The sequence below is a fragment of the Archaeoglobus neptunius genome, assembly GCF_016757965.1.
GTDB lineage: Archaea > Halobacteriota > Archaeoglobi > Archaeoglobales > Archaeoglobaceae > Archaeoglobus > Archaeoglobus neptunius.
On the sequence record NZ_JAEKIW010000003.1, the window covers coordinates 163,956 to 173,898 of the forward strand.

Consider the following 9,943-nt stretch of genomic DNA (forward strand, 5'->3'; position numbering starts at 1 on the left):
GAAAGATTTATTGTGTATAATATTTGATACGTATTCATGCCAAAAAGGAGGCTCCAGACGACACTTTCAGATGAGGCTTTCAGAATTATTGAAAAATACAAGGAGAAATATGGAAACATAAACGAGGTCCTGGAGGAGGCGCTAAGACTTTTAGATCGGAAAGATAAAAGCTTGAACGAGGACGACCTTCTACTCATAAGCCTGATTCAGGACCTTGATTTTACAGGGTGTGGGAGAAGTCAGTACATGTACCTCATACTTGGTGACAAGGAGAAGGCAATTGAAGAGAGTATGATGGAAACCGCCGTGGAGTGGTTTCTTAAAAAGCCGTTTCCGGAAATAGAGCTGGAGGAGTTTCTTGAAACAGTAAGGAGAGGTTGGAAGATCCTTAACAGAGTAGACTACGTTGAGATTACGAAAGGTGAGAACTGGATACAGTTTTTCTGTGAACACACGATGAGGAGAAGGGAAGTTAGCGAGTTTCTGGCAAGGCACATCCTCAATATTTACGAAAAGTATTACAGAGAAGGATGGAAAGTCGTTAAGAGTGTCTCAACCAATGGTTTTACTCTTAAGTTCTACAGAAAAGAGTGACTATTTTTCATGAGCATATATGCTCATGTAAAATCCTTAAAAATTTAATATTTGCTCATCCGATTTAGAATTGGTGGTAACGTGAGTGTTGATAGGTACGATGGTCTTCCATTTATTGCGAGGTTCAGGTGGTACACGGGAAAGATAACAGAGAGATTTTACAGAAATTTTGCAGAAAAAAAGATATTAGCCGCAAGGTGTGAAAAGTGTGGATACACGGTCGTACCACCCCGTGCAGTTTGTCCAAAATGCAGCTCCAGACTTTCTGAAGAGCATCTCGTGGAACTGAACGGTAAAGGTGTTGTTTTGAGCTATACAGTTGTAAGAAAGAAGCTCGATGGAAAGGGAAACTACGTTGAAATGGAAAAACCAGTAATAATAGCAGCCATAAAGCTGGACGGGGCCGATTCACAGATATTTTCAAAGCTAGGTGAGGTGTGGGAGAAAGACGTCCGTATAGGTCTGGAGGTCGTGCCAGTGTGGGCTGAGAAGCGGGAAGGTAAGCCTTCAGATCTGTTATACTTCAAACCGAGGTGAATGTGATGGTTGCCATTGTTGGTTACGCCGTAAGCAATCTCGAATGGGATGTGAACAAGACGAGAGAAGAGGCTGTTTTTGAGGTCGCAAAGGCAGCTTTGAAGAGTGCCGGTATAAGCAGAGAAGATGTGGGAACCGTAATATCTGCCTCGTCCGACTTTCTGGACGGGAGAACGATATCGAACTGCATGCTGATAGGTGCAAGTGGAGCCTACCTCAGAGACGAGAGCAAAGCTGAGGAGGATGGGTTGTATGCTGCACTCTATGCAATTCAGAGGCTGATGGCCGGTGTGCATGACATAGCTCTGGTCGTCGCCCATACCCATAGCTGGATATTCAATCCCCATCAGGTTACGAGATATATGCTGGAACCCTGGTTCGACAGACAGAATGACATGCTCGATGGAATTACCATAGCAGCACTGCAGATGAGGATGTACATGGCCAGACACGGAGTGTATGAGGAGGACGTGGCGGAAGTTTCAGTTAAAAACCTAAGAAATGCAAGCAAGATTTCCCACACTTTTAGAAAGATGCCCGACGTGACCGTTGAAGACGTGCTGACTTCTGAAGTGTATGCAGAACCGGTAACTGACTTAATGATTTCGCCTCCATGCGATGGTGCTGCGGCGGTGGTTATTGCCTCTGATGAGGCGGCGAAAGGTTTTGATGACCCTGTCTGGGTTAAAGGAGTGGGAAACGCATGCGACAGCTACCTTAGAGATAGAGATCTGGCGAGACTGACGTCTCTCGAAATTGCAGCCAGAAAAGCATACAGGATGGCGGGAATCGAGGAACCGTTCAGGGAAATTGACGTAGCAGAGATAACCGAGAGATTTGCCCATCAGGAGATTATGACCTATGAGGCTCTTGGATTCTGCAGAAAGGGGAACGGCGTGAGACTGCTGGAGGAGGGGATGACAGAAGTATACGGAGATTTGCCCACCAATCCAAGTGGAGGAGCTTTGGCAGGAGACCCGATATGTGCAACGGGTTTGATAAGGCTGATTGAGGCTGTGAGACAGATCAGGGGTGAGGCGGAAAACCAGGTCGAGGATTGCAGAACTGCACTGGCCCACACTCAGTGGGGAATTGCTGCCCAGAAGAATCTCGTTCTTATTTTGGGGGATGAGCCATGAGGAGAAATGTTGCGATAATCGGATGCGGACAGGCAAAGCATGGCAGGAGAACCGATGTCAATCAGGCGGAGCTTGTTGCTGAGGCCGTGTGGGCTGCGATAGAGGATGCAGGAATCTCCCCTGAGGATGTCGAAGCCTACGCTGTTGGAAACATGCAGGGTTTTGGCGGTATAGCACAGCCAGACCTTGTGTTTGCGGACTATATTGGGGCTGCTGGTAAGCCCATACAGAGAGTAGCGACCGGAGGGACTGTTGGAGGGTCCACAGCCCATCTAGGTTATTATGAAGTTGCCTCAGGAATGTATGATGTTGTCCTTGCTGTCTCATGGGAGAAGCACAGTGACAGTGCTGAACCTGGTGCCACCACGGGGCTGCTGCACGTTGCTTTTGCCAATCTCAGCTACATGATGAGAATTGGAATGGACATGAGGAGTTTTGCGATAATGGGACTGGCCGGAGCTGCAGCAGGAATATCAGCCTATCAGGCAGCATTTTACATGGCAAGATCGGGGTGCCGGATAGACCACTTCGATATGGTTGCTGCAAAGGCAAGAAGGAATGCTGCAAAGAACAGGTATGCCCACCTAAAATGGCCCGGATGCACAGCAGAGGACATAGCGAAGACTGAGATGCTGATCTGGCCCATGCGCTTTGGTCACGTATGTCCCGCCAGTGACGGAGCCTCCTGCGTGATTTACGCCAGTGAAGATGCTGTGAAAAAGCTTGCAGTCGAGAGACCGGTGGCTTGGGTGAAGGGAGTGGCCGCTTACGCTGATGAAGAAGCAGATCAGGGAGAGAGCTATCAGGGGACTGCAGTAATCGACTACTCGGATCAGACCGGAGCCATTTTGTCGGCGAAGAAAGCGTACGAGAGAGCCGGAATCAAAGACCCCAGAAAGGAGATAGATGTTGCAGAAATCTACGCCCCGTTCCCACACCAGGAACTGATGTTCAGCGAAAGATTGGGGTTTTTCGACGACGGAACGGCCTGGAAGGCAGTTGAGGAAGGAATTACAGAGATCGATGGTGACTTTCCAATTTGTCCCTCCGGTGGAGTTAATGCAACCAACGCAATAGGCTCTTCAGGGATGCAGAGGGTTGTTGAGGCAGCATTGCAGATAATGGGTAAAGCTGAGGAGCATCAGGTGCCAAAGGACGTCAGAAATGCAGTTGCACATGCATGGGGCGGACAGGTTCAGTTCAACACGATTATGGTGCTGGGAGATAAGCCAAAGAGGTGATGGTATGGGGCTGATCAAGGAGAAATATGAAAAGACCATGCAGGTTGAGGGAGAGTGGAATGTAGGAGCATACAGATGGAAAGCTCCAGCTGGATATCTTGACGAGTTCGTGAGAAATTTCAGAGACAGGAAAATCACTGGAACGCTCTGTAAAGAGTGTGGAAGAGTTTATGTACCACCAAGAGAGATCTGTGCTCGCTGTTTTACCGAAATAACGGAGAAGGTTGAGGTAAGTCAGTACGGAGAAGTTCTCGCCTTCCTAGTTTCCCCGCCGCTCCAGAAAGGGAAGGTGATTATCGCAGGAATCGACGCAGTTGAGGCAGGATTCCTGAAAGAAGGGGAAAGGGTGATACTTGCGATGGTGAGGTTCGAGGGGACTTCATCGTCAATGGTTTTGCCTCTGCTCAACGTTGAACCGGGAAAAGTGAGAGTGGGGATGAAAGTTAAAGCTGTGTGGGCTGAGGAGTGCAAAGGGGTGTTAGCAGATCTGCTCGGAGTGAAACCGGCTTATGATGTAAGGTTTGAATGAGTTATAATTTTTTCACTATTCTCTCTGCACGCATGCGTTAATCTACGAGTATATCCAAAGCCGAAAACGAAATTCGCGCTGAGCGCAAAAGCAAAATTAAGTTTCATGTATATAACTTTTTATAAATTATTAAAAAATAACTAAAGCTAAGCTTGTTTGATTCTGCCAGAGAGTTTGTTTACTGGCATAACTATGTGAAGCCACACATGATCCTGAATTTTGATGAACTTAGCCTTATCAGGCTTTTCTCAGGAAGCTGCCTGCCGAAAGGGTGTTTTATTACACCAGGTTGTTTGAGTAGTGAAATTGTTTCGGGTATCACACTAACCCCATACCCACCTATATGCGTTTTATTGGATTTGGTGGGGTGGTTTTAGAATAGGAGTGGCCTGGTAAGGGTCTCATTTTACACATACCAATGAAAATCACGAGCCAGAAAAAACTAACTCTGAGCACAGATAAAATCTTATCAATGCGTCGAGAGCTTGGTCTATCCGCTTTTCTCGAACTGCAGCTCAGACAGTATTTAGCAGTGATCAAAACCGGGTTATATGAGACGCCGGGGGTGGGATTTGAACCCACGCGGGCAAATGCCCAGTGGATCTCGAGTCCACCGCAGTGGCCTGGCTCTGCAACCCCGGCTTAATCCAGATTCGTCCGGGCTGATTTTAATCTTTCCCCTAACAAAACCCTTATATACACCTCTAAATGAGGGTTATGAAATTTAAAGGAGGGTTAGAATTGGCCGAAATAACAGAAGTTAGGATATATAAAGCGAAGGGAAACGGAAGCGTAAAGGCGTTTGCCTCCGTTAGCTTTGACAACGAGTTTGTTGTGAAAGGCTTGAGGGTTGTAGAAGGAGAAAGGGGTCTCTGGGTTAGTATGCCCAGTAGAAAAATGAAGGATGGTAGCTTTCAGGATGTTTTCCATCCAGTAAGCAAGGAGGCGAGAGATAAAATTGTGGAAGCGGTTTTGAAAGCATACCACGAGCAGGAGTAAATTTCTGAGTAACTTTTATAATCTTTTTGTCCTTCATCTGCCACAGCGTATAACTGGTGCTACAGGACGCAGATTATGCCCCGGACATAACCGAGCCGAATGTCAGAGTGTAGCAAAAATTAAATCCACTTCCGTTTAGGTTCAAACATGAGAGTTTTCGCACTTGTATTCTTAATACTTATATTTTCTCTACCTGTTCAGGCAGAAGAACTGAAAATTGCAAGAGTTGAAGTTAGAGGAGAAATAAACGAGGGTACTTACCTAACACTTCAGCATGCATATGATTTTGCTCAAAAAGAGAAATGTAATGCGATTTTTGTCGTTCTAGACACTCCCGGTGGCGTTCTAAGCTCAACACAAAAGATTGTGCAGCTTTTCATGAACAGCGAGATACCGGTCATCGTATTCGTCCCACGAGGAGGTATGTGCGCCTCTGCAGGATCCATAATCCTTCTCTCTGCCCATATTGCAGTAATGGCAAATGGAACTGCTGTTGGCGCTGCAACTCCAGTGAATATCGGATTTGGTTCCCCGACTGTCGAAAAAAAGACTGTTAACTACATTGCCGGGTATGTTAAGGACATCGCAAGTGCCAGAGGAAGAAATCCTGAGGTTGCAGAGAAGTTCGTTACGCAGGCTCTGACTCTGACTGCAGGTGAGGCTTTGAAGGAGCACATAATTGACTACCTAGCTGATAACGAAGTGGAAGCAATTGAAAAGCTCAATGGCAAAAGTGTGATTGTTAATGGCCGGGAGATAACCTTCAATTTTGATTCTTACAGAGTTCTGAATGTAAATAAACCAATTCAGGCCAGTATCTATGAAGCCATCTCAAGTCCCCAGCTATCGGCCATCCTCCTCATACTTGGCATATATCTCCTGATATTCGGTCTGACATCCCCTGGCCTTGTACCGGAAACTGTTGGAGCGATCTGTCTTATTCTTGCCCTTGCAGGACTCGGAGTGGTGAATATCAACCAGATTGGAGCTCTTCTGGTAGTTCTGGGTGTTATCCTCCTGATTGCAGAGCTTGTAACTCCCACCTACGGTGTTCTCGGTGCTGGATCAGTGGTTTCGATTGTCCTGGGTCTGCTTGTACTTTTCAACGAGCCACTAATGCCGGAGTCGTTCTATGATGCCTTTCCAAAGTTCGTTGCGGGCATTGGAATCGGACTTGGGGGAATAATGACATTCATGATTATAAAGGTTGCACAGATTCGGAGGAAAAAAAGCAGTGTTGGTGAGGTGGTTGGATTGTCTGGAGATGTGCTCGAATTCTCAAACGGCCGGGGATTTGCGAGGGTGAGGGGAGAGATATGGAGAATCGAGAGTGATGAAGAGTTAAATAAAGGAGATGAAATTGAGGTAATAGAAAGAGACGGTCTGAAATTAAAGGTGAGAAAAATTGAGCGTCGAGGAAGAGCTGATAAACGAGACAGTAAAATGGATGAAAAATCTGGAGAACAGGATTGAGGGTATCGATGGTGACAGGAGGTTTTTGGATAACATCAAAGCCTACATAAGTGACTCCAGATACTTCATGGAAAAAGGGGATTTTGTACGAGCATTCGAGTGTGTTATATGGGCCTGGGCGTGGCTCGAGATAGGGCTTGATGTGGGGAAGCTGAGGCATGCCACTCCGTAAAAATCTAGGGCAACATATCCTTGTTAACCGTGAGATCATAAAGCGAATAGTGGGCTATGCAGAGCTGACGGATAGGGACGTCGTTCTGGAAGTTGGATGCGGCACGGGCAATTTAACTGCCGAGCTGTTGAAAAAATGCATGGTTGTGGGCATGGAAAAAGATGGGAAAATGGTTGAGAAGCTTAGAAAGAGATTTTCCAGCGAGATTGAGGAAGGTAGATTTAGACTCCTGCATCACGATGCTTTAAAAGTTGAATTTCCTTTTTTCACGAAGTTCGTTTCCAATATTCCATACAAGATTTCCTCCCCCCTGACCTTCAAGCTTTTCGAGTATGAATACGAGATGGCAGTGGTGATGTACCAGAGAGAGTTTGCTGAAAGACTGGTCGGCGAGGACAGCAGGCTTGGTGTAATATCAAAAGCTTACTGCTCGTCCGAAATACTGGAGATCGTCAGACCGGCATCATTCAGGCCTAAGCCAAAGGTGGATTCAGCGATCGTCAGAATAAAGCCCATTCCCGCCGTGAAAGTTAGCAACAAAGAACTCTTTGAGAAATTCGTAACCTTCGCCTTCTCGATGAGAAGGAAGCGAATGGACAAAATCGCCCGCGAGTTTGATAGCAGGTTTGGTGTCAGGGTAAATCTGGACGACGAAATTGCTAAAATGCGCCCTGAGAAAGTAGGGGCAAAGAGGTTTGCCCAGATCGTGGATGATATACGATCCTGCTGAGGATAGTGAACTGCTGCTGGAAACTGCGCTGAAGGAGATTCGCCCGGAAGACGAGGTAATTGAGATTGGAGCCGGTAGCGGATTTGTAGCTGAGAGATTAAAGGACAGATGCAGGTGGATCGTTGTTACCGACATCTCTCCTTTCGCTGTGGAGGTTTTAAACCGGAAGGGTCTGGACGTTATCAGAACTGATATTGCCAGAGGGATACGAAAAAAGTTCAGCCTCGTTCTCTTCAATCCTCCCTACCTCGAACTTGAAGATGAATTGAAGAGGGGGGACTGGCTTGATGTTGCTGTGGATGGTGGAAAAGGAGGTTTGGAGGTAACTTCCAGGTTCCTTGATTCTCTGAACGAAATCATGTCCGATGAAGGGAGGGCAATTCTCATAGTCTCATCCTACAATGAACCATCGATATACGAGCTAATCGAAAAGAGGGGATTTAAGTACGGGATAATCGGAGAACGAAAGTTGTTTTTCGAAAAACTTTACGCAATCAAAATCTGGAAGTCCGGAACGTCATATGCCGATTAAGCCCAACACGGGGTTTGATTTAAGGACTTGTTAACATCGCCTTGACAATCTTCAGCGTGACGTTAGCTTCGACCCAAGCTGCTATTACGATTAAGATGATGGAGATAAGGGCGAGGGTCAGGTACTCCTTAACGTCTTCTCTGGTCAGAACCTGCTCCTTCCTGCCCATCAGGTATCGGATGACCTCGCAGGGAATCTTGAATCCAGCAGCCCCGGCTATTATTATGGCTGGGATTTCGAAGATGGCGTGTGGGAGTATAAGCCAAATACACCCACGATCTATTAAAATTAATTTCGAAAGGAATCCTGTCGTAAATCCATTCGCTAATATACTGGCCAACGTAGTCGCACCAAATGTAAAAGATCCACATAACATAATAAACCAAACATATATATTTTGCGTTAAAATATAACTTAAACTTGGTTGTTCTAGTTGGCTGAGGATATTATCATTAATTCTCATTGTAGTTATATGATTGGTAAAACAACCAATAATAAATGATACAAAATACAGCATGGAAGATACATAAATCAACATCTTTTTAGTCATAGTATCACAATATAAAATACCATCAAACTACTAACAGACACTATAATAGATGAAATTAATATTAATATAAGTTTTTTTTCATTTTCTTTTGATGGCTCTTTTACCCAGCCCTTTCTCACCCCCGCTGAGTATACTACGGAAATAATAGCAGTAAGAAGTATAGCAGGCGTTATCAATAATAAAAACACATTATAACCAATTACACCCAACTTCCACACGATCCCCCAAATAGTAACATGAGATATTAGTAAACTTACTGCATAAACTAAGTTTTCTCCACTCAAAGGTTCACGTACTGTTACATTTTCTGTAGTTGAGTGCACCATTCCAGACCCTCCAATAAAAAAATTATAGGGCTATTGCAATACCTACTCCACCCGTAGCAGTAGCTAAGCCTACTAAAGCCAGACCCATACTTGCCGCACTTACAACAAGCCCAACTCTGGCAAAATTATCGCCTTTTGCTGCTCCAGGTACTGATGCAAGAAGACCTACCTCTCCGAGGTACCAACTCGCATTGCTGTGTTTTACAGGACATAATGGCATCACCGCCATCCCTACCACAGCCAGACAGAGCCCAACAGCAAGCCACTTCATCACTTCCTCGTTCCAGTCCTTTACCTCATACATCTCTAACCCACCTCACTTCTGCTCATCACAATCTGCATGCTATGACTATTTAAGTCTTACGATATACAATCTCTATCAAAAAATTATGGATAAGTTAAATAAGGAAACTGTTGAGTATGGAACACAATGGATGCATTGAGTTGGACGAGTTCTAAGGTTGCTTTAACTTTCTTATCCTATCTACAGCCTCATCAAACTCCTCAATCAGATAATAATCCTCAACCAGACTTTCCAGCATTCATCGCCATTATCCTGTCGTTCGTTATCAAAATCGAGTTCGCTATTCTCGCTGTAGCTATAAAATAGCCATCGACTGCTCTCGATCCAACCAGATTGAAACTTAGCGAAGTCATAACTCAGACCAGCTAATTTTGCATTGTATCTAACAAGAACGCCGAGCAATTCTGCTAAAGTCAACTTTGGGCAGTATACAGGTACACCTTTAGCCATCTTCGACAGCTCTTTGGATTTCTTGTACCTCCCAGCATACCTTTTTGGAAAAAAAGCCGACTAAAACGGACGTATCGATTGTCAATCCCATGATCTTTTCCTCGTCTCAAGCAGAACTTCCAGAGGATCATCTTTAATTTTAGTTTTTAAAATTTTATCGATCTCTTTCGAAATCTCATCAATATCTCCCATCAGCTTCTCTTCTAAGATTACTTTTCCCGCAGCCTCTCCGGCAGATCATGTAGTATCCCAAAATTATTTCACAACCCAACATCCAACTCTTGTGAGAAAGCTAACGAACAAGAAGATCAGATGGATAATCAGACAACTCGACAAGGGGACTCCAGTAAAGGAAATAGCCGCTGTG

General features: G+C 45.2%; 14 protein-coding genes, 1 tRNA gene and 1 pseudogene. 11 read left to right on the top strand and 5 right to left on the bottom strand.

Annotation, left to right across the window (positions count from 1 at the left end; all coding sequences use genetic code 11):
• Window positions 1-36: 36 nt before the first annotated feature.
• The 6 genes and pseudogenes from JFQ59_RS03280 to JFQ59_RS12760 all read left to right on the top strand — a co-directional run.
• Window positions 37-594 (top strand): hypothetical protein, encoded by a 558-nt coding sequence (locus JFQ59_RS03280; protein WP_202318986.1) that lies wholly within the window; start codon window positions 37-39, stop codon window positions 592-594.
• 81 nt (window positions 595-675) lie between these two features.
• Window positions 676-1,131: a Zn-ribbon domain-containing OB-fold protein gene (locus tag JFQ59_RS03285; protein WP_202318987.1), complete on the top strand. Its 456-nt coding sequence runs from the start codon at window positions 676-678 to the stop codon at window positions 1,129-1,131.
• A 5-nt stretch (window positions 1,132-1,136) separates the two neighbouring features.
• The gene (locus JFQ59_RS03290; RefSeq protein ID WP_202318988.1) at window positions 1,137-2,270 is read left to right on the top strand and encodes a thiolase family protein; all 1,134 of its coding nucleotides are present in this window, start codon (window positions 1,137-1,139) and stop codon (window positions 2,268-2,270) included.
• Complete coding sequence (locus tag JFQ59_RS03295; RefSeq protein ID WP_202318989.1) at window positions 2,267-3,511, top strand: thiolase domain-containing protein; 1,245 nt, start codon at window positions 2,267-2,269, stop codon at window positions 3,509-3,511. The genes JFQ59_RS03290 and JFQ59_RS03295 overlap by 4 nt, the downstream gene beginning before the upstream one ends.
• A 4-nt stretch (window positions 3,512-3,515) precedes the next feature.
• The gene (locus JFQ59_RS03300; RefSeq protein WP_202318990.1) at window positions 3,516-4,040 is read left to right on the top strand and encodes a Zn-ribbon domain-containing OB-fold protein; all 525 of its coding nucleotides are present in this window, start codon (window positions 3,516-3,518) and stop codon (window positions 4,038-4,040) included.
• Window positions 4,041-4,183: 143 nt separating this feature from the next.
• Window positions 4,184-4,341: pseudogene (locus tag JFQ59_RS12760) on the top strand (IS481 family transposase); the annotation flags it as partial.
• Window positions 4,342-4,597: 256 nt separating this feature from the next.
• Here JFQ59_RS12760 and JFQ59_RS03305 read toward each other — a convergent pair.
• Window positions 4,598-4,682, bottom strand: a tRNA-Ser gene (locus JFQ59_RS03305).
• A 75-nt stretch (window positions 4,683-4,757) separates the two neighbouring features.
• Here JFQ59_RS03305 and JFQ59_RS03310 point away from each other — a divergent pair.
• The 5 genes from JFQ59_RS03310 to JFQ59_RS03330 all read left to right on the top strand — a co-directional run bounded on the left by JFQ59_RS03310 (window position 4,758) and on the right by JFQ59_RS03330 (window position 7,946).
• Complete coding sequence (locus JFQ59_RS03310; RefSeq protein WP_407928328.1) at window positions 4,758-5,039, top strand: septation protein SpoVG family protein; 282 nt, start codon at window positions 4,758-4,760, stop codon at window positions 5,037-5,039.
• 147 nt (window positions 5,040-5,186) lie between these two features.
• Window positions 5,187-6,512 (top strand): NfeD family protein, encoded by a 1,326-nt coding sequence (locus tag JFQ59_RS03315; RefSeq protein WP_202318992.1) that lies wholly within the window; start codon window positions 5,187-5,189, stop codon window positions 6,510-6,512.
• Window positions 6,445-6,684, top strand: coding sequence for a DUF357 domain-containing protein (locus tag JFQ59_RS03320; protein ID WP_230972248.1), 240 nt, complete (start codon window positions 6,445-6,447; stop codon window positions 6,682-6,684). The genes JFQ59_RS03315 and JFQ59_RS03320 overlap by 68 nt, the downstream gene beginning before the upstream one ends.
• A 49-nt stretch (window positions 6,685-6,733) precedes the next feature.
• Window positions 6,734-7,414, top strand: a complete 681-nt coding sequence (gene rsmA, locus JFQ59_RS03325) for a 16S rRNA (adenine(1518)-N(6)/adenine(1519)-N(6))-dimethyltransferase RsmA (protein WP_330999833.1) — start codon at window positions 6,734-6,736, stop codon at window positions 7,412-7,414.
• Window positions 7,395-7,946, top strand: coding sequence for a HemK2/MTQ2 family protein methyltransferase (locus JFQ59_RS03330; RefSeq protein ID WP_202318994.1), 552 nt, complete (start codon window positions 7,395-7,397; stop codon window positions 7,944-7,946). Before rsmA ends, JFQ59_RS03330 begins: the two co-directional genes overlap by 20 nt.
• 19 nt (window positions 7,947-7,965) lie before the next feature.
• Here JFQ59_RS03330 and JFQ59_RS03335 read toward each other — a convergent pair whose 3' ends face one another.
• From JFQ59_RS03335 to JFQ59_RS12535, 4 genes are all read right to left on the bottom strand, one after another.
• Window positions 7,966-8,496, bottom strand: coding sequence for a stage II sporulation protein M (locus JFQ59_RS03335; RefSeq protein WP_202318995.1), 531 nt, complete (start codon window positions 8,494-8,496; stop codon window positions 7,966-7,968).
• On the bottom strand, window positions 8,493-8,822 hold the full coding sequence (locus JFQ59_RS03340) for a hypothetical protein (RefSeq protein ID WP_202318996.1): 330 nt from the start codon (window positions 8,820-8,822) through the stop codon (window positions 8,493-8,495). Before JFQ59_RS03340 ends, JFQ59_RS03335 begins: the two co-directional genes overlap by 4 nt.
• A 22-nt stretch (window positions 8,823-8,844) precedes the next feature.
• Window positions 8,845-9,126, bottom strand: a complete 282-nt coding sequence (locus JFQ59_RS03345; protein ID WP_202318997.1) for a hypothetical protein — start codon at window positions 9,124-9,126, stop codon at window positions 8,845-8,847.
• 218 nt (window positions 9,127-9,344) lie between these two features.
• The gene (locus JFQ59_RS12535; RefSeq protein WP_269140546.1) at window positions 9,345-9,479 is read right to left on the bottom strand and encodes a hypothetical protein; all 135 of its coding nucleotides are present in this window, start codon (window positions 9,477-9,479) and stop codon (window positions 9,345-9,347) included.
• Window positions 9,480-9,943: the final 464 nt, after the last annotated feature.

Bases quoted from the DNA above. Each gene is read 5' to 3' on its own strand.
- JFQ59_RS03295 (WP_202318989.1), top strand. From the start codon at position 2,267: ATGAGGAGAAATGTTGCGATAATCGGATGCGGACAGGCAAAGCATGGC.
- JFQ59_RS03315 (WP_202318992.1), top strand. From the start codon at position 5,187: ATGAGAGTTTTCGCACTTGTATTCTTAATACTTATATTTTCTCTACCT.
- JFQ59_RS03345 (WP_202318997.1), bottom strand. From the start codon at position 9,126: ATGTATGAGGTAAAGGACTGGAACGAGGAAGTGATGAAGTGGCTTGCT.
- JFQ59_RS03300 (WP_202318990.1), top strand. From the start codon at position 3,516: ATGGGGCTGATCAAGGAGAAATATGAAAAGACCATGCAGGTTGAGGGA.
- JFQ59_RS03340 (WP_202318996.1), bottom strand. From the start codon at position 8,822: ATGGTGCACTCAACTACAGAAAATGTAACAGTACGTGAACCTTTGAGT.
- JFQ59_RS03335 (WP_202318995.1), bottom strand. From the start codon at position 8,496: ATGACTAAAAAGATGTTGATTTATGTATCTTCCATGCTGTATTTTGTA.
- JFQ59_RS12535 (WP_269140546.1), bottom strand. From the start codon at position 9,479: ATGACTTCGCTAAGTTTCAATCTGGTTGGATCGAGAGCAGTCGATGGC.
- JFQ59_RS03290 (WP_202318988.1), top strand. From the start codon at position 1,137: ATGGTTGCCATTGTTGGTTACGCCGTAAGCAATCTCGAATGGGATGTG.
- JFQ59_RS03330 (WP_202318994.1), top strand. From the start codon at position 7,395: ATGATATACGATCCTGCTGAGGATAGTGAACTGCTGCTGGAAACTGCG.
- JFQ59_RS03310 (WP_407928328.1), top strand. From the start codon at position 4,758: ATGAAATTTAAAGGAGGGTTAGAATTGGCCGAAATAACAGAAGTTAGG.
- JFQ59_RS03280 (WP_202318986.1), top strand. From the start codon at position 37: ATGCCAAAAAGGAGGCTCCAGACGACACTTTCAGATGAGGCTTTCAGA.